The 16,795-nt window shown below is 68.0% G+C and carries 17 protein-coding genes; 13 read left to right on the top strand and 4 right to left on the bottom strand.

Translation table 11 applies throughout. The annotated features are described in order from the left end of the window. Nucleotides 1-10: 10 nt before the first annotated feature. Together radC and V2S85_RS13215 are read left to right on the top strand one after the other, a co-directional pair. On the top strand, nucleotides 11-760 hold the full coding sequence (gene radC, locus V2S85_RS13220) for a RadC family protein (RefSeq protein ID WP_330703319.1): 750 nt from the start codon (nucleotides 11-13) through the stop codon (nucleotides 758-760). Between the two features lie 4 nt (nucleotides 761-764). Next, nucleotides 765-1,517 carry an NRDE family protein gene (locus V2S85_RS13215; protein WP_330703318.1) on the top strand — a complete coding sequence of 251 codons (753 nt, stop codon included), beginning with the start codon at nucleotides 765-767 and terminating at the stop codon, nucleotides 1,515-1,517. A gap of 7 nt (nucleotides 1,518-1,524) precedes the next feature. On the opposite strand, the gene V2S85_RS13210 is transcribed toward V2S85_RS13215, so the two are convergent. Further along, a complete protein-coding gene (locus V2S85_RS13210) occupies nucleotides 1,525-3,273 on the bottom strand; it encodes a diguanylate cyclase domain-containing protein (RefSeq protein WP_330703317.1) in 1,749 nt (582 codons plus the stop codon). A gap of 231 nt (nucleotides 3,274-3,504) precedes the next feature. Between V2S85_RS13210 and purB the strand changes: the two genes are divergently transcribed. From purB to V2S85_RS13190, 4 genes are all read left to right on the top strand, one after another. Next, a complete protein-coding gene (gene purB, locus V2S85_RS13205; RefSeq protein WP_330703316.1) occupies nucleotides 3,505-4,815 on the top strand; it encodes an adenylosuccinate lyase in 1,311 nt (436 codons plus the stop codon). Between the two features lie 200 nt (nucleotides 4,816-5,015). After that, nucleotides 5,016-5,366, top strand: coding sequence for a LapA family protein (locus V2S85_RS13200; RefSeq protein ID WP_330703315.1), 351 nt, complete (start codon nucleotides 5,016-5,018; stop codon nucleotides 5,364-5,366). Beyond that, on the top strand, nucleotides 5,363-6,040 hold the full coding sequence (pyrF, locus tag V2S85_RS13195; protein WP_330703314.1) for an orotidine-5'-phosphate decarboxylase: 678 nt from the start codon (nucleotides 5,363-5,365) through the stop codon (nucleotides 6,038-6,040). The genes V2S85_RS13200 and pyrF overlap by 4 nt, the downstream gene beginning before the upstream one ends. A 300-nt stretch (nucleotides 6,041-6,340) precedes the next feature. Further along, a complete protein-coding gene (locus V2S85_RS13190) occupies nucleotides 6,341-7,084 on the top strand; it encodes an SIMPL domain-containing protein (protein WP_330703313.1) in 744 nt (247 codons plus the stop codon). Here the strand turns inward: V2S85_RS13190 and V2S85_RS13185 are convergent. After that, nucleotides 7,081-7,479, bottom strand: a complete 399-nt coding sequence (locus V2S85_RS13185) for a DUF4019 domain-containing protein (protein WP_330703312.1) — start codon at nucleotides 7,477-7,479, stop codon at nucleotides 7,081-7,083. The genes V2S85_RS13190 and V2S85_RS13185 overlap by 4 nt on opposite strands. A gap of 73 nt (nucleotides 7,480-7,552) precedes the next feature. Between V2S85_RS13185 and V2S85_RS13180 the strand changes: the two genes are divergently transcribed. Next, complete coding sequence (locus V2S85_RS13180) at nucleotides 7,553-8,197, top strand: phosphoribosylanthranilate isomerase (RefSeq protein ID WP_330703311.1); 645 nt, start codon at nucleotides 7,553-7,555, stop codon at nucleotides 8,195-8,197. A 208-nt stretch (nucleotides 8,198-8,405) separates the two neighbouring features. On the opposite strand, the gene V2S85_RS13175 is transcribed toward V2S85_RS13180, so the two are convergent. Further along, entirely contained in the window at nucleotides 8,406-8,873 is a 468-nt protein-coding gene (locus V2S85_RS13175) for an outer membrane beta-barrel protein (RefSeq protein ID WP_330703310.1), read from the bottom strand. A 316-nt stretch (nucleotides 8,874-9,189) separates the two neighbouring features. On the opposite strand from V2S85_RS13175, the gene trpB reads away from it, so the two are divergent. The 4 genes from trpB (at nucleotide 9,190) to V2S85_RS13155 (ending at nucleotide 12,925) form a co-directional block, all read left to right on the top strand. Next, the gene (gene trpB / locus V2S85_RS13170) at nucleotides 9,190-10,428 is read left to right on the top strand and encodes a tryptophan synthase subunit beta (protein ID WP_330703309.1); all 1,239 of its coding nucleotides are present in this window, start codon (nucleotides 9,190-9,192) and stop codon (nucleotides 10,426-10,428) included. Then, entirely contained in the window at nucleotides 10,425-10,676 is a 252-nt protein-coding gene (locus tag V2S85_RS13165; RefSeq protein WP_330703308.1) for a hypothetical protein, read from the top strand. Before trpB ends, V2S85_RS13165 begins: the two co-directional genes overlap by 4 nt. Further along, nucleotides 10,676-11,470: a tryptophan synthase subunit alpha gene (trpA, locus tag V2S85_RS13160; protein WP_330703307.1), complete on the top strand. Its 795-nt coding sequence runs from the start codon at nucleotides 10,676-10,678 to the stop codon at nucleotides 11,468-11,470. Before V2S85_RS13165 ends, trpA begins: the two co-directional genes overlap by 1 nt. 138 nt (nucleotides 11,471-11,608) lie before the next feature. Continuing rightward, entirely contained in the window at nucleotides 11,609-12,925 is a 1,317-nt protein-coding gene (locus tag V2S85_RS13155) for a folylpolyglutamate synthase/dihydrofolate synthase family protein (protein ID WP_330703306.1), read from the top strand. A gap of 97 nt (nucleotides 12,926-13,022) precedes the next feature. On the opposite strand, the gene V2S85_RS13150 is transcribed toward V2S85_RS13155, so the two are convergent. After that, nucleotides 13,023-14,333 (bottom strand): AmpG family muropeptide MFS transporter, encoded by a 1,311-nt coding sequence (locus tag V2S85_RS13150; protein ID WP_330703305.1) that lies wholly within the window; start codon nucleotides 14,331-14,333, stop codon nucleotides 13,023-13,025. A gap of 94 nt (nucleotides 14,334-14,427) precedes the next feature. On the opposite strand from V2S85_RS13150, the gene V2S85_RS13145 reads away from it, so the two are divergent. Together V2S85_RS13145 and rsmD are read left to right on the top strand one after the other, a co-directional pair. After that, the gene (locus tag V2S85_RS13145) at nucleotides 14,428-15,888 is read left to right on the top strand and encodes a pseudouridine synthase (RefSeq protein ID WP_330703304.1); all 1,461 of its coding nucleotides are present in this window, start codon (nucleotides 14,428-14,430) and stop codon (nucleotides 15,886-15,888) included. Next, entirely contained in the window at nucleotides 15,885-16,442 is a 558-nt protein-coding gene (gene rsmD, locus V2S85_RS13140) for a 16S rRNA (guanine(966)-N(2))-methyltransferase RsmD (protein ID WP_330703303.1), read from the top strand. The genes V2S85_RS13145 and rsmD overlap by 4 nt, the downstream gene beginning before the upstream one ends. Nucleotides 16,443-16,795 lie beyond the last annotated feature (353 nt).

The following is a 16,795-nucleotide window of genomic DNA, read 5'->3' as shown; positions in this document are numbered from 1 at the left end:
TGTACGTACCATGCCAGAACAACCACCCCTCTTCGAAGAACGCGCGCCTGCGGGCCGCAGCGGTGTCGCCGATGCCCGAGCCGACTTCGGGACCGATTCGAGCGGCCACCGGGGGCGCTTGCGCAAGCGGTTGCTTGATGGCGGGGCGGAAGCTCTGGCCGATCATGAGGTGATTGAACTCCTGTTGATGCAGGCCGTTCCGCGCCGCGACATGAAGCCGCTGGCACGCAGCCTGATCCAGCGCTTCGGCTCGCTCGCCGCCGTGCTGCAGGCCGAGCCGCGGGCGCTCGCCGGCCACCCCGGCATGGGCGAGGCGACCGCCGCCGCGCTGCGCGTGGTCACCGTCGCCGCCACCCGCATGGCCCGCCAGAAAGTGCGCGAGGCCCCCGTGCTCTCGTCATGGCACGCGCTGATCGACTACCTGACGATCGACATGGCGCACCTGACGGTAGAGCGCGTGCGCGTGCTCTACCTCAATGCCCGCAACATGCTGATCCTCGACGAACTGGTCGGCGAAGGCTCGATCGACGAGGCCGCGATCCACCCGCGCGAGGTGATCCGCCGGGCGCTGGACCTCGGCGCGACGGCGCTGATCCTGGTCCACAACCACCCCAGCGGCTCCCCCCAGCCCAGCCGCGCCGACATCGAGATCACCAACCGCATCGCCGAAGCGGGCCGCCTGCTCGGCGTCACCGTCCACGACCATGTCGTGATCGGACGCGAGGGCCACGTCTCGCTGCGCGCCAAGGGACTGATCTGAGACCATGTGCGTCGCCGCGATCGCCTGGGACGTGCATCCCGACTGGCTGCTCGTCGTCGCCGGCAACCGCGACGAATATCACGCCCGTCCCGCCGCCCCGCTGGCACGGCGCGCCGACGGCGTGATCGCCGGCACCGACCTGACCGAGGGCGGGACATGGCTGGGCGTGACGGAAAAGGTCGGTGTGCAGGAGCCGGGGCGGTTCGCCCTCGTCACCAATTACCGCGTACCCGAAGGGCCGCAGCCGGGGCGACCCTCGCGCGGGAAGCTGGTCACCGACCTGCTCAGGGGAACGCCGCCGCAGAGCCTCGACGGGGCGATGGCGGGGATGAACCCGTTCAACCTCATCCTTGCCGACAAGGCACGGGCGGTGTTCGTGACCAACCATCCCGAGGTCGAGATCCGCCCGCTGGCATGCGGCATCCACGGTCTTTCGAACGGCGGCTTCGACGTGCCGTGGCCCAAGACCGTGCGGACGGAACGCGCGATCGCAACCTGGCTCCAGACCGGTAAGACGGATTTCGAACCGCTGCTCGCCGCGCTGCGCGACCAGGCGCCCGCCGAAGCGCCGGAGCGGCCCGAACTGGGGCCGGAGCCCCGCTTCGCCCCCGTCTTCATCCATGATGCGGTCTATGGAACGCGGTGCAGCACCGTATTGGCGGTGGACCGCGAAGGACGCGGCCTGATCGCCGAGCGCAGCTTCGACGCGGCCGGCACCGTCACCGGGGAAGTGCGCATTCCATTCGCGTGGAACTGACGGCAGCTCACGCCGCGATGAGCCGGTTGCGACCGCCGCGCTTGGCTTCGTAAAGGGCCATGTCGGCCCGGTTGAGCAAGTCGATGCCGCCCTGCCCCGGCGCGCGGTGGACGAGCCCGCAACTGATCCGCGCCTCGGTCTGCCCGCCCAGCGGCAACTCGATCGGCACGGCCGATACGCCATCGACGATGCGGCGGCAGATCTCACGCGCGACCTCGGGCTCGGCATGGCCGAGCAGCACCACGAATTCATCCCCGCCCAGCCGCGCGACGAGGTCGGTGGCGCGCACCGCCTGCGACAGCCGCCGGGCGATCTCGGCCAGCACGGCGTCTCCCGCGACATGGCCCAGTTCGTCGTTGAGCGTCTTGAAGCGATCGACGTCGATCAGCGCGATGCTCAGCGTATCCCCGCCAGCCAAGGCATTTTCGAACCGGCGCAGGAATCCGGCGCGGTTGGCGAGGCCGGTCAGTTCGTCGGTTTCGACCTTGCGCGTCAGTTCGCCTTCGCGGGCCTTGCGGGCGGTCACGTCCACCAGCGTGGCCACCGTTCCCGAGACGACGCCCTGATCGTCCCGCTCGGCCCGGAAGGTCGCCTCGATCCACAAGCCGCCGGGGCGCTCGATCTCCACCGTGACGCCGGTTTCCCCCGGAGCGATGGCCCGCAGATGCGCGGCGAACATCGCCTCGCCCAGCAGGGGCCCAAGCTCGGCGACATGCGAGCCCGGCAGCGCCTGCGCATCCTGCCCCACCAGCGCCGCCGCATCGCCGACCGCGCGGGTGCAGGCGCCGTCCACGCCGAAGCGCAGCAGCACGATCGCGGAACGGTCGGCCAGCAGCTTGAGCGCATGCTCGCTCTCGCTCAGCCGCTCGATCAGATCGCGGCGCGCGGCGAGCGCGGCGGCGACCGGCAGCATCAGCACCAGCACCACGGCAAGGTAGAACTGCAGGAACGCCATCTGCACCGCCATGTCCCCGCCCGAGAGATGGACCGGACCATGCGCGTGGAACGTCGCTACGCCGCCGATGACCGCGACCAGCAGCACGCCCAGGCTCGTCCCCTGCCAGCCGAGCCGGAACGAGACCAGCATCAGCGGCACCATCGGCAGGAACAGCAGCGGAAAGCGATCCTGAACGAACACGCCCAGGCTGACGAGGAGCACGGTGGCATAAAGCAGCAGCTGCCGCCTGCGCTCGGCCCAGGATGCCGACCGCAGGGCCGCGATGTAGTCGCCATGGAACAGGCCGAAGAAGAACGGCGTGAAGATCAGCAGGCCCAGCGCGTCGGCGCTGAACTTGGTCGCGAGCGAGACGCCGATCGGCAGGTCGAACGCCAGCCAGGCGATCACCGCGCCAAGCAGCGCCCCGCAGGCGGGAGCGACCAGCCCCGCGCAGACTACGAAGCGCCCGACCGAGGCATGGTGATGCAGCAACCGTCCGTCGGTATCGGTCGTCGTCGCTCGCAGCAGCCAGGCAGCCAGCCCGATCTCCAGCGTGTTGGACACACCGAAGGCCAGAGGGCCGGAAAGAACCCCCCGCGTCGCGAAACCGGCGGCCGCGACCGCGACGAAGCCGGCGACCAGGAACCGCGGCCAGTCGCGCGGCGGGCGGCCCAGCAATTGCGCCAGCACCACTGCGTTGGCCGGCCAGACCGATGCAAGGTTGCCCTCGAAGCTCAGGTATCGGATCATCGCGGCCGAAAGGACGAAGCACAAGAGCCCCGTCATCAAGGGCGCGATGGCGATACGGACCTGCGGCATCTCTCGTCGATACTCTGGCGCTCGTGCGCACGGCTCTGTGCGAACTTCTCGTGCAAACGTTTGCCACCGCAATGGTTAAGATTCCGCCTTGAGTTAGGGGTTACCGCGCAGTTTACTTGCTCGGGCATGGTTGCTGCCTTTGCCGCGCCGCCCCTTGCCTTTCGCGCCCGCCCCGCCTAGCGGCACCGGCACGAATTGGCCGCTACCCGCGTCAGCTGCAAGGAGTCGAACATGGTCCCCCGCTACGCCCGCCCCGCGATGACCGCGATCTGGGAACCCGAAGCCCGCTACCGCATCTGGTTCGAGATCGAGGCGCACGCCGCGGTCAAGATGGGCGAGATGGGCACCGTCCCCGCCTCCGCCGGCAAGGCTCTGTGGGACTGGTGGGCGACCAACCCCAAGATCGACGTCGCCGCGATCGACGCGATCGAAGCCGTGACCAAGCACGACGTCATCGCCTTCCTCGACTGGGTGGCCCAGCAGGTCGGCCCCGAGGCGCGCTTCATGCACCAGGGCATGACCAGCTCCGACGTGCTCGACACCACGCTGAACGTGCAGCTGGTCAAGGCCGCCGACATCCTGCTGGAAGACCTCGACGCCCTGCTCGCCGCGATCAAGCGCCGCGCCGAGGAGCACAAGTACACGCCGACCATCGGCCGCAGCCACGGCATCCACGCCGAACCGGTCACCTTCGGCCTCAAGCTCGCCGAAGCCTATGCCGAGTTCAGCCGCTGCCGCACGCGCCTGGTCTTCGCGCGTGAGGAAATCGCCACTTGCGCGATCTCCGGCGCGGTCGGCACTTTCGCCAACACCGATCCGGCGGTGGAACAGTACGTCGCCGACCAGCTGGGCCTTGGGATCGAGCCGGTTTCCACGCAGGTCATCCCGCGTGACCGCCACGCGATGTTCTTCGCGGTGCTGGGCGTCATCGCCAGCTCGATCGAGCGCCTTGCCGTCGAAGTGCGCCACCTGCAGCGCACCGAAGTCCTGGAGGCCGAGGAATACTTCTCGCCCGGCCAGAAGGGCTCGTCGGCGATGCCGCACAAGCGCAACCCCGTGCTCACCGAGAACCTCACCGGCCTCGCCCGCGTGGTCCGCTCGGCGGTCGTCCCCGCCATGGAGAACGTGGCGCTGTGGCACGAGCGCGACATCTCGCACTCCTCCGTCGAGCGTTTCATCGGCCCCGACGCGACGATCACCCTCGACTTCGCGCTGGGCCGCCTGACCGGCGTGATCGACAAGCTGCTGATCTACCCCGCGCGCATGCAGAAGAACCTCGACCGCATGGGCGGCCTCGTCCACTCGCAGCGCGTGCTGCTGGCGCTGACGCAGGCCGGACTCTCGCGCGACGAGAGCTACCGCCTGGTCCAGCGCAACGCGATGAAGGTGTGGGAATCGGACGGTGAGCTGTCGCTGCTCGAACTGCTCAAGGCCGACCCCGAAGTCGCCGCCGCGCTCCCCGCAGAGGTAATCGAGGACAAGTTCAACCTCGATTACCACTTCAAGCACGTCGACACGATCTTCAGCCGCGTGTTCGGCTGAGCCGAGGGGGGGCTTCGACAAGCTCAGCCTGAGCGGGTTGAAAGGGCAATTCCAACTTTGCCGCTCAACCCCGCTCATCCTGAGCCTGTCGAAGGATGAAGAGGCGAGGCGCCGCCTTGCCTTTCATCCGACCGGGCCCTTCCCTTGCGGAAAATTCACGCCTAGCATTGCCGCTCTCGCGGGGGAAAGCAGGAGGAACAATGAAGGTCATCCGCACCATCGCATGGACGATCGTGGCGCTGCTGCTTCTGGCGTTCGGGTTCCTGAACTGGGGCCCTGCGGCACGCGTCAACTTCTTTCCCAGCACCGAAGGACCGCCCTACGGCCTCGACTGGCCGGTCGCGGTGATCGCCATCGCGTTCTTCCTGGCCGGGCTGCTGCCGATGTGGCTCTACCTGCGGGCGGTGCGCTGGCGCCTCAACCGCCGCATCGCCAGCCTCGAGAATTCGCTGCGCGCCACGTCCGTCGCCGCCTTGCCGCAAACCGCCGAGGCGCCCGAAGCCGCATCCTTCATCCCGCCTGAAACCCCGTCGGAAATCGCAAAGTCATGAACCACAATCCCGTCTACCTCGCCCTCGACCTTCCCCGCCTCGACGCTGCCGAAGCGCTGGCACGAAAGGTCGCGGGCCATATCGGCGGGATCAAGCTGGGCCTCGAGTTCTTCTGCGCCCACGGCCACCACGGCGTCCACGAACTGCACAAGATCGGGCTGCCGATCTTCCTCGACCTCAAGCTGCACGACATTCCCAACACCGTCGCCGGCGCCATGCAGGCGATCCACGTGCTGCAGCCCTCGATCGTCACTATCCACGCCGCCGGCGGCCGCGCCATGATGGAAGACGCCAAGGCCGCCGCCGGTGAAAACTGCAAGGTCGTGGCCGTCACCGTCCTCACCAGCCTCGACGGCGACGATCTCTCCGCCATCGGCGTCAACGCCAACCCCTACGACCAGGCCCTGCGCCTCGCCGACCTCGCGCATTCCGCTGGCCTCGACGGCATCGTCTGCTCGGGCCACGAGGTCGGCGCAGTGCACAAGCAGTGGAAGGACGGCTACTTCGTCGTCCCCGGCCTGCGCCCGGCGGACGGCAAGGTCGGTGACCAGAAGCGCACCGTCACCCCGCGCGAGGCCCGCGATGCAGGCGCCAGCGTGCTCGTGATCGGACGGCCGATCAGCCGGGCGGAAGACCCGCTGGCGGCGGCAAGGGCGATCGAAGCTACGCTTTGAGACGAAGGGAAACGCAGGGGTTTACCACCCCTGCACCCCGTAAAATGTCGAGGTCGGGCACGCAGCTTTGTCGTGCAGTGACGGTGCGTCGGGAGACATAATAGCCTGCGGCGCATCGTGGACGAGACGTGGCTGCGCGCGCGACGAAGCCAATTTACGGGGTGCAGGGGTGGTAAACCCCTGCGTTTTTCCTCTCATTCCTTCCACCTTAACAATTGCACATTTCACCGTTCAGCCCTTCGCAACCTCCCTCCCGCCAGATCGTTGTCACCGAACAACCCCCGGGAGTGCGACCCCATCATGAAGACCCTGAGCCTGCTTGCCGCCACTGCCATGGCGGCATCTGCCCCTGCTGCCTTTGCCCAGCAGGCCCCTGTCCCGGCGATCGAATCCGGGCACACCATGCTCACCGTCACCGCGCAGGGATCTTCCACGCGGGAGCCTGACATGGCGAACTACAGCGCGGGCGTGACCACGCAGGGGACGACCGCCAGCGAGGCGCTGGCCGCCAACTCCGCGCAGATGTCACGAGTGATCGCCGCGCTCAAGAAGGCGGGCATTGCCGACAAGGACGTGCAGACCAGCAACCTCAGCGTGAACCCCGTCTATGCGCAGCCCAAGCGCCTGCCCGACGGCAATTACGAGGACGGGCCGCAGAAGATCGTCGGCTACCAGACCAACAACACCGTCTCGGTCCGCCAGCGCAAGCTGGGCGACATGGGCAAGGTGATCGACGCGCTGGTCTCGGCCGGGGCGAATCAGGTCAACGGCCCGAACTTCCAGCTGTCAGGGCCCGAAGCGGCGATGGACGAGGCCCGCGTGGAGGCGATGAAGTCCGCCCGCGCCCGCGCCGATCTTTACGCAAAGGCATCGGGCCTGCGCGTCGCGCGGATCGTCTCGATCAGCGAGAGCGGCGGCTACAGCCCGCAGCCGGTGATGTACATGCGCAAGGCCGCGATGGACGTCGCCGCCGCGCCGCCGGTGGCGGCGGGCGAACTGGAGATGAACGTCAACGTGACGGTGCAGTTCGAACTGGCGCCCTAATTGAGCATCATCTCGTTCGATTGAATGTGGTAGCCGACGAGCGCGAGCTTGTCGGCTTCCTCTTTTCGGAACACGAACTGTTCGGTGCCGCTGCCGCGTTCGAAGACGGTTTCGTTGGTCACCGTCATGAAACTGCCGCCGGTGGTCGAGTTGCTGTTCCAGCCGACCTGCTTGCTCGACTTCACCCGCCCCAGCTTGCGATGCACGGCGTCGAGCAGGGCGACGAACTGCTGCTGCGTCGTCGCCTTGCGCATGTCCGCCCCGGTGGCATCCCAGATCGCCTGCGAGTGCCCGGCGTCCAGCGCCGCGTGGAATCGGACCACTTCCGCCCCGGCGTCCCTGATGGACTCCTTGACGTTGCAGCCGCTCAGCATTGCCGCGACGGCGAATGGCATTAGATAGCGGCCAAACCGATTCACTTCGTGTCCTTCTTGCATGCAGGACCGCAGCTTAGGGCAAGGCGCGCATATGCCAACAGCGGCAATCAAGATTTGCGGTATCAGCACCGGCGATGCGCTGGAAGCCGCCGTTCGTGCGCGCGCCGACCATATCGGCCTAGTCTTCTTCGCGAAGAGCCCGCGTGCCGTCTCTCCGGCGCAGGCCACGCAGCTTTCGCAGCGCGCGGCGGGCCGGATCGGCCGCGTGGGCCTGTTCGTCGATGCCGACGATGCCCTGCTCGGCGATGCCGTGGGCGCGGCGCAGCTCGACGCGCTGCAACTTCACGGCTCGGAGACGCCCGAGCGCGCTGCACAGCTTCGCGCCCGCTTCGGCATTCCGGTGTGGAAGGCTCTGTCCGTCGCCACCGCCAGCGACGTCGCCCGCGCCAATGCCTATGCGGGGGCAGCCGACCTTATCCTCTTCGACGCCAAGACGCCCAGGGGCGCCCTGCCCGGCGGCATGGGCCTCAGCTTCGACTGGGGCCTCGTGGCGGGCTGGAAGGGACCGCTGCCATGGGGCCTTGCGGGGGGCCTTGACCCGGCGAACGTCGCCGAGGCCATCCGCCTGACGGGAGCGCCGCTGGTCGATACCTCCTCAGGCGTGGAGAGCGCGCCGGGCGTGAAGGACGAAACGCGCATCGCCGCCTTCTGCGCGGCGGTTCGGGCGGTATCCTGACACCGCCGGGGCTTCGACAAGCTGCGCCTGACCCTTCGACAAGCTCAGGGTGAGCGGAGCTAGCGTAAACCTCCCAAACCCGCTCAGGCTGAGCTTGTCGAAGCCCCCCCCGGCACAAACCACGGCCGCCGGACGAAGAAAGGGGCGGCCCGTTCGGACCGCCCCTTTCCTGGCTTACGCTGCTTTCGCAGCGATCAGATCCGATGGATCAGAACTTGACGCCCACGCCCACGAGGCCGCGGTCGGCGTCGGGGGTGTTGTCGCCGACCAGCAGGTGCTGGTATTCGGCCTTCACGTAGTAGCGCGAACCGACGTCCTGCTGAACGCCGCCGCCCACGCCCACGGCGCTGTTGCAGTACTTGCAGTTCTTCGACTGCCAGTCGGCCAGCGCGTAGACCTTGGTGCCGTCGCGCGGCTCGATGCCGATGCGGCCACCGGCGCCCCACGAAACGCGGGTGTTGTCGGTCAGGATCTTGTCGGCCGAACCCTGCACGCCGACGAACAGGCCCGGGGCCAGATCGTAGTCGTAGCCGGCGGCGACACCAGCCGTTGCTTCGCTGTCGCTACCGTCCCAGATCACACCGCCGCGCGCTTCGACGCGAGCCTCGTTGGCCAGGGCGGGAGTGGCAGCGGCCACGGCAGCAACCGCGGCGAGCGAAACAAGTGCAATACGCATATTATATAACTCCAAGTATTCCTGCGATCCCGACCCTCATCGGGGTTATCGTCGGGAGCCCTGCCGCTGGACCCCGTCACCTTTCAGTCAGATGAACGGTAAATTCTTGGAATCGTTCAAAACGTCACAAAACTGCAGTTTATGCCGGTTAGGTGCTTTTGCCGATTTTCAGTTGCATTCTTTGCAATTGAATGTCCGCCAGGCGATCACCAAGCCCCTGTAGGCACGCATGGTTTTCCAGCGTTCCCAGGGCAAACATGGTCCCTCTCCTCAAGGCGTCTGGACAAGCGCGGGGGGGTCTGCCAAGCGCCGGATCATGACCGTTCAGAGCCCCAATTCGCTTCGTTCGTATCCCGATGAGTCGGGTCACTTCGGCCAGTTCGGCGGGCGCTACGTCGCCGAGACGCTGATGCCCCTGATCCTCGACCTCGAGAAGGAATATCGCGCCGCGAAGCTGGACCCGGCATTCCAGGCCGAGTTCGACGACCTGCTCAAGACTTTCGTAGGTCGGCCGAGCCCGCTCTACCCCGCACCGCGCATCACCGAGCATTTCCGAAAGCTCGCGCCCGAGGGCAAAGGCCCAAAGATCTACTTCAAGCGCGAAGACCTGAACCACACCGGCGCGCACAAGATCAACAACTGCATCGGCCAGATCCTGCTCGCCATGCGGATGGGCAAGACCAAGATCATCGCCGAGACCGGCGCGGGCCAGCACGGCGTCGCCACCGCCACCGTCGCGGCGCGCTTCGGCCTGTCGTGCACGATCTTCATGGGCGCCAAGGACGTCGAGCGGCAGGCGCCCAACGTCTTTCGCATGAAGCTGCTCGGCGCCGAAGTGGTGCCCGTCACCAGCGGCGCGGAGACGCTCAAGGACGCGATGAACGAGGCGCTGCGCCACTGGGTCGCCAACGTCCACGACACGTTCTACATCATCGGCACCGCCGCAGGGCCGCACCCCTATCCGGAACTCGTCCGCGACTTCCAGAGCGTGATCGGCACCGAGACGCGCGAGCAGATCCTCGAAGCCGAAGGCCGCCTGCCCGACATGCTGGTGGCGGCCGTGGGCGGCGGATCGAACGCGATCGGCATGTTCCACCCCTTCCTCGACGACGCGGACGTGGCGATGGTGGGCATCGAGGCCGCCGGTCACGGCATCGAGAGCGGCCAGCACGCCGCCTCGCTGATGGGCGGGCGTCCGGGTATTCTCCACGGCAACAAGACCTACCTGCTGCAGGACGAGGACGGCCAGATCACCGAGGCCCATTCGATCAGCGCCGGTCTGGACTACCCCGGCCTCGGCCCCGAGCATTCGTGGCTGCACGAGGCGGGCCGCGTGAAGTACGTGCCGATCACCGATACCGAGGCGCTCGAGGCGTTTCAGCTGTGCTGCGCGCTGGAAGGCATCATCCCGGCGCTCGAAAGCGCCCACGCCCTCGCCGCGCTGCCGCAGCTGACGGCCGAGCTGGACGCGGACAAGCTGCTCGTCGTCAACGTCTCCGGGCGCGGCGACAAGGATATCTTCACCGTCGCCGAGGCGCTGGGGGTCGAGCTTTGAAAAAGGGCGGGTGGCAACGGTCGCTGATCGACGCCGCCGTGATCTGGATGGCGGTGTTCCCGGCGATCAAGGTCCTCGCCGACCTCGTCCGGGTGCGCTCCTTCGACCTTTCGGGCGCGGGCTACTACTGGGCCTTCGCCTTTCGGGGAAGCTGGAGCGACATCGCCGTCAGTCTCGCCTACCTCGCCGTTTTCGTCGGCCTGACCGCCGCCATTCTCCGCTATTCCGGAAAGACGCTGTTCTCCTGATGACCCGCTTCGAAACCGTTTTCGCCCCAAAATCCGACGGTAAGCGCGTCCCCGCGCTCGTCTGCTTCATCACCGGGGGCGACGGCGACACCGCATCGAACCTCGACGCGCTCGTCGCGGGCGGCGCCGACGTGATCGAACTGGGCATGCCCTTCACCGATCCGATGGCGGACGGCCCGGCGATCCAGGAAGCCAACTTGCGCAGCCTCGCCAAGGGCACGCGCACGGCCGACATCTTTCGCATCGCCGCCGAGTTCCGGCAGCGTCACCCCAACGTGCCGCTGGTGCTGATGGGCTACGCCAACCCGATGACCATCCGCGGCCCCGAGTGGTTTGCCGAGGAATGCGCCAAGGCCGGCGTTGACGGCGTGATCTGCGTCGATATTCCCAGCGAGGAAGACGCCGCCCTCGGCCCGGCGCTGCGTGAAAAGGGCGTGTCGCTGATCCGCCTCGCCACCCCGACCACCGACGCCGCGCGCCTGCCCAAGGTGCTGGAGGGCTCCTCGGGCTTCCTCTACTACGTCTCGGTCGCGGGCATCACCGGCATGCAGCAGGCGGCGCAGGGCTCGATCGAGGACGCGGTGGCGAAGCTCAAGGCCGCCACCGACATTCCCGTCGCGGTCGGCTTCGGCGTGCGCACGCCCGAACAGGCCGCCGCCATCGCCAAGGTGGCGGACGGCGTGGTCGTCGGCTCGGCCTTCATCGATATCGTCAAGCAGCATGGCGATGCCGCGCCCGGGCCGCTGCAGGATTATACCGCATCGCTCGCCGAGGCGGTGCATTCCGCTCGATAGAGCCAAGCCGATGGGGCTTCGACAAGCTCAGCCTGAGCGGTGTTGGAGGCTTACGCCACTTCCGCTCACCCTGAGCTTGCCGAAGGGTCGGACACAGCCTCTTGAAGCCCCTACGCGCACGGCGCCGTCGAGGACACCATGAAAGACTTCGCCGTGTCGGACTCCCCCGCCGTTCAGGCCCAGCTCGACCGCCTTGCCGCGCTGTCGCTGCCGCAAGGCCGCATCGGGCTTGAGGCGATCCGCACGCTGCTGGCGCGCCTCGGCGATCCGCACTTGCGCATCGCGCCCGCGTTCCACGTCGCGGGCACCAACGGCAAGGGATCGACCTGTGCCTTCCTGCGCGCGATCCTGGAGGCGCAGGGGTACAAGGTCCACGCGATCACCAGCCCGCATCTGGTGCGCTACAACGAGCGCATCCGCATCGCGGGCGAACTGGTCGGCGACGACGAACTCGCCAGCCTGCTGGCCGAAGTGTTGGACGCGGCGGATGGCCTCGAAGTCAGCTTCTTCGAAACGACGATCGCCGCCAGCTTCCTCGCCTTCGCGCGCCATCCGGCGGACGTCTGCGTGATCGAGGTCGGCCTCGGCGGCCGCTTCGACGCGACCAACGTGCTGCCTGCGCCGCTCGTGTGCGGCATGGCGACGCTGGGCATCGACCACGAACGCTTCCTCCTCGCCCCCGAGGACGGCACGCCCACCGAGCCGCTCACCCGCATCGCCTTCGAGAAGGCGGGCATCCGCCGTCCGCACGTGCCGCTGGTGACGCAGAACTACCCGCACGAGGTCACCGCGTTCCTGCAATCGCTCGCCGCTTCCGAGGACGTACCGCTGCAGTCTCGCGATGCCGAGTGGAAGGCGCAGGTCACCCGCGACGCCATCTGGTTCGAGGACCGCCACGGCTCTTTGACGCTCCCCCTGCCCGAGATGCCCGGTGCGCACCAGGCGGACAATGCCGCCCTCGCCGTCGCCATGCTGCGCGCGCAGGATGTGCTGAAGATCGATCCTCACGCCTTCGCCGAGGGCATCCGCGCCGCGCGCTGGCCCGCGCGGATGCAACTGCTGGGCGACGGGCCGCTGACGGCGCTCGTCCCCGGCACGCCGGTCTGGCTCGACGGCGGGCACAACCGCGACGCCGGGCTGGCGCTGGAAGCATTCCTGCGCCAGCGGGGGCAGGCGCCGCATCTGATCCTCGGCATGATCGAAGGCAAGGATCCCGCCGCGTTGCTCGACCCGCTGCACCGGCTGGTCGAGAGCGTGACGCTGGTGCCGGTGCCGGGGCATGACTGCCACCCGCCCGAGGCGTTCGCGGGCTGGTCGCTGCCGACGTCCTCCGCGCCGGATGTCGCGACGGCGCTCCGCGATCTGGAAAAGCTGGCCCCACGCGCCGTGCTGATCGCGGGTTCGCTCTACCTTGCGGGCGCGGTGCTGCGGGACAACGGCGAAGTGCCGGATTGAGGCGAAGGCGATCCCATCCCGCTGCGACTAGGCGATAAATCGCCAAGTCTCGCTCCCCTCCCGCTTGCGGGAGGGGTTGGGGGTGGGCCTTCTGCTGTTACTCCACCTCACCCGCAGACCCCAGCGCCTGATCGACGAGCCCTGTCCGGCTCAGCCACCAGAACAGCGCGATGCCGGGCAGCGACGCCACCGTGGTGAGCAGATAAAAGTTCACGTAGCCCATGGCCTCGATCAGCGCGCCCGCCGTCGTGCCGGTGGCGAGCCGCCCGACGACGCTCGCTCCGGCCGAGATCAGCGCATACTGCGCCGCCGTGTAGCGCAAGTCGCACAGCGCCGAGAAATAGGCGATCACCACCACGCCGCCGTAGCCCGAGGCGATGTTCTCGAAGCCGATGGCGCCCGCCATGCCCCAGTTGCTGTGCCCGGCCGCTGCCAGCGCCGCGAAGCTGAGGTTGGAAACGCCCATCAGCACCAGCGAGAGCATCACCGAGCGCTTGAGCCCCATGCGCGCATAGGCGACGCCGCCGATGAACACGCCGATCATGTAGGCCCAGAAACCCAGACCGATGTCGTAGATCGCGATCTCGTCGTTGCTGAAGCCGAGGTCGTCGAACAGCAGGCGGAAGGTCAGGTTCGCCAGCGTGTCGCCGATCTTGTGGACGAGGATGAACAGCAGCACGAGGAACGCGCCGTTGCGGCGGAAGAACTCCCCGAACGGCCCGGCGATGGAGGACCAGACTTCGGCCAGCCCCTTCTTCTCGACCACCACCTTGCGGCGCTCCGGCTCGCCCAGCACCAGTGCGGTGAGCATGGCGGGCAGCGCGAAGATGGCGCATGCCGCATAGCCCACGCCCCAGCCGTAGCGCGCCGAAAGCACCAGCGCGAGCGCGCCCGCCCCCGCCGAGCCGATGCGCCAGCCGTACTGGCTCATGCCCGACCCGGTGCCGAGCTGGTAGGGCTTGAGCGTCTCGATGCGGTAGGCGTCGATGACGATGTCGAAGCTGGCGCCCGCCACGCCCACCAGCACGGCGGCGAGCACGGTCGCGCCGATGTCCGCCGCCGGATCGACCAGCGCGAGGTTCAGCACCGCCGCAATCACGGCAAGCCCGCAGACCAGCATCCACGATACGCGCTGCCCCATGCGGTGCAGGACCGGCAGGTGCACGCCGTCGACGATCCAGGCCCAGAACACCTTGAGATTGTAGACCAGGAACGCCAGCGTGAAGGCGGTGACGGTCTTCTTGTCGATCCCGTCCTGCGCCAGGCGCGTGGTCAGCGTCGCGCCGATCATCGCATAAGGAAAGCCCGAGGACAGGCCGAGCATGAACGAGGCGAGCGACTCCCGCTCGAAATAGGGCTTGATCGAATCCCCGACGCTGCGACGCTCTGCGATGGTATCGGCGTCCACGCCGGTCTCCTCATTTGCGGTTGCCGCCAACTTAGCGGCGGCGACCCGTAAGGGAAGGCTGGATGAAGCGGCGATCAACAGGTATGGGCCACGCATGTCCAAACCTCCCAGCAAGTCTTCAGGCGGCAGATCAGGCGGCTCCGGCCGTGGTCGCGATTCCGGTTCCTCGTTCGGTGGAGCTCCGCGTGGCGGCTCTTCGCGGGGCGGTGCATCGCGTGATGGCGGCCCCCGCTACAACGCCGGAAGTGGCAGTGCACGTGGCCGCACCGGCCGCGATGACGGTCACGACGCGCCCCGCGGCGACGCTCCGCGCGGCGGACGCGGGCGCCGTGAAGCCCCCCGTATCGGCAGCCGCGAGGACTTCCGCAATGAATTCCCGCGCCGTGGCTCCAGAGACGGTGGGCGTGACGGCGCCTCCCGCGATGCTGGTCCGCGCGATGCCGCTGCCCGCGATAGCGCCCGTACCGGCGCCCCGCGTGGCGATCGTCCGCGTGAGGATACCCCGCGTGGCGGTTCCTACCGCAGTGGTCCGGGGCGCGACGGCGCGCCGCGTTCAGAGCGTGCGCAAGGCGGCGGATCGCGCGATGCGACCTATCGCAGCGGACCTGCACGTGATGGCGCCCGCTCCGATTCCCGCGACGGCGAACGCGGCTATCGTCCGCGCCGCGACGATCGCGCATTCGGCTCGGATCGCGGCCCACGCCCTGCCCGCCCGACCGGCCCCCGCCCCAACCTCAAGCCCGGCGCCGCCCCGCGCGCTGCCGCGCCGACGCCCAAGGACCCCTCGCTGCCTGCCCGCGAAGGCGAGCGCGTCGCGAAGCTGCTCGCCCGCGCGGGCGTCGCCAGCCGCCGCGAGGTCGAGCGGCTGATCATCGAAGGCCGCGTCACGCTGGACGACGTGGTGATCGAAACGCCCTCGACCGTGCTCACATCCTTGCGCGGCGTCGCGGTGGACGGCAATCCGATCGCGGAAGCCGAAGGCACCCGCCTGTTCCTGTTCCACAAGCCGTCGGGCCTCATCACCGCCGAGCGCGATCCCGCCGGTCGCCCGACGATCTACACCGCGCTGCGCAACGCCCTGCCCGAAGGCACCGGCCGCGTGATGCCGATCGGCCGCCTCGATCTCAACACCGAGGGACTGCTGCTGCTGACCAACGACGGCGAGTTCAAGCGCCAGCTCGAACTGCCCGCCACCGGCGTGCCGCGCACCTACCGCGCGCGTACTTTTGGCGACATCACGCAGGAACAGCTCGAACAGCTGATGGAAGGCATCGAGGTCGACGGCGTGATCTACGGCCGCATCGACGCCAACATGGAGCGCCGAACCGGGCGCAACCAGTGGATCGAGATGACGCTGACCGAAGGCAAGAACCGCGAAGTGCGCCGCGTGCTCGAAGCGCTCGGCCTGCAGGTCAGCCGCCTGCTGCGCACCGCCTACGGTCCCTTCCGCCTCGGCGACATGCCCAAGGGCACGGCGGGCGAGGTCTCGCAGCGCGACCTCGAGAACTTCCGCAAGAGCCTGCCGAGCCAGAATCCCACGAGAACGCAGGCATGAGCGGAAACCTGCGGATTATCGCGGGCGAATGGCGCGGCCGCAAGCTGGCCGCGCCCGAGGGCGACACCACCCGCCCCACCGCCGACCGCACGCGCGAGACGCTGTTCTCGATGCTGGTCAGCCGCCTCGGCGATTTCGAGGGGCTGAAAGTGGCGGATCTCTTCGCCGGCTCGGGCGCGCTGGGGCTGGAGGCCCTGTCGCGCGGGGCGGCGCATTGCCTGTTCGTCGATCAGGATGCAGGCGCGATCCGGGCGATTCGCAAGAACATCGCCAACCTGCAGGCGCAGCCGCGCAGCGACGTGCGCGCCTCCTCGGTGATGTCGCTGGGGACCGCAAAGGAGCCGCTCGACCTCGTGCTGCTCGACCCGCCTTACGATACCGGCGCGGGTCAGGTGGCGGTGGACAAGCTGGCGCGGCTCGGCTGGATCGGCGAAGGGACGTGGGTGAGCCTGGAGACCGGCAAAGGCGAAAACGTGGCCATCAAGGGCTTCGAAGCCGACGCCACGCGTGATGTCGGCAAGGCGAGACTGCACCTGCTGCGCCGAACGGCCTGACATCCGCAGCGACGCACACCCCCGTCATCCCGGACTTGATCCGGGACCGTGGGCAAATCTTTAGGCGCGCCTTCGCCTCAGGGCATTCCAAAGCCACCTGTTGCCTCAAGCACGGCCCGTCGTCCCGGATCAAGTCCGGGATGATGAGGCTGCGTATGTGCTTCATTGACATTTATAACCACATGGGTTATATGCCCCAGCATCCGGAGTGACGAGGTACACGTCGCTCCGGTGTATCGGGTCGGCGTCGTGGGCCGGGATGCGGTTTTAAGCCGTAGCTACGCAAACCACGCGCCCAACGAAGGCCCGAAGTGCCCCCGAGCTACTGGAAAAGCCGTCCATACGTTCCTGCG

Source organism: Novosphingobium resinovorum, assembly GCF_036352595.1.
GTDB classification, from domain to species: Bacteria; Pseudomonadota; Alphaproteobacteria; order Sphingomonadales; family Sphingomonadaceae; genus Novosphingobium; species Novosphingobium resinovorum_B.
The sequence above is the reverse complement of the archived record's forward strand: the minus strand, read 5'-3'. Positions and strand labels throughout refer to the sequence as shown.

Coding starts and splice junctions, on each gene's coding strand:
- pyrF (WP_330703314.1), top strand. CDS start 5,363: ATGAACCACAATCCCGTCTACCTCGCCCTCGACCTTCCCCGCCTCGAC.
- V2S85_RS13145 (WP_330703304.1), top strand. CDS start 14,428: ATGTCCAAACCTCCCAGCAAGTCTTCAGGCGGCAGATCAGGCGGCTCC.
- V2S85_RS13180 (WP_330703311.1), top strand. CDS start 7,553: ATGCCAACAGCGGCAATCAAGATTTGCGGTATCAGCACCGGCGATGCG.
- rsmD (WP_330703303.1), top strand. CDS start 15,885: ATGAGCGGAAACCTGCGGATTATCGCGGGCGAATGGCGCGGCCGCAAG.
- purB (WP_330703316.1), top strand. CDS start 3,505: ATGGTCCCCCGCTACGCCCGCCCCGCGATGACCGCGATCTGGGAACCC.
- trpB (WP_330703309.1), top strand. CDS start 9,190: ATGACCGTTCAGAGCCCCAATTCGCTTCGTTCGTATCCCGATGAGTCG.
- V2S85_RS13210 (WP_330703317.1), bottom strand. CDS start 3,273: ATGCCGCAGGTCCGTATCGCCATCGCGCCCTTGATGACGGGGCTCTTG.
- V2S85_RS13185 (WP_330703312.1), bottom strand. CDS start 7,479: ATGCCATTCGCCGTCGCGGCAATGCTGAGCGGCTGCAACGTCAAGGAG.
- V2S85_RS13215 (WP_330703318.1), top strand. CDS start 765: ATGTGCGTCGCCGCGATCGCCTGGGACGTGCATCCCGACTGGCTGCTC.
- V2S85_RS13155 (WP_330703306.1), top strand. CDS start 11,609: ATGAAAGACTTCGCCGTGTCGGACTCCCCCGCCGTTCAGGCCCAGCTC.
- radC (WP_330703319.1), top strand. CDS start 11: ATGCCAGAACAACCACCCCTCTTCGAAGAACGCGCGCCTGCGGGCCGC.
- V2S85_RS13190 (WP_330703313.1), top strand. CDS start 6,341: ATGAAGACCCTGAGCCTGCTTGCCGCCACTGCCATGGCGGCATCTGCC.
- trpA (WP_330703307.1), top strand. CDS start 10,676: ATGACCCGCTTCGAAACCGTTTTCGCCCCAAAATCCGACGGTAAGCGC.
- V2S85_RS13200 (WP_330703315.1), top strand. CDS start 5,016: ATGAAGGTCATCCGCACCATCGCATGGACGATCGTGGCGCTGCTGCTT.
- V2S85_RS13175 (WP_330703310.1), bottom strand. CDS start 8,873: ATGCGTATTGCACTTGTTTCGCTCGCCGCGGTTGCTGCCGTGGCCGCT.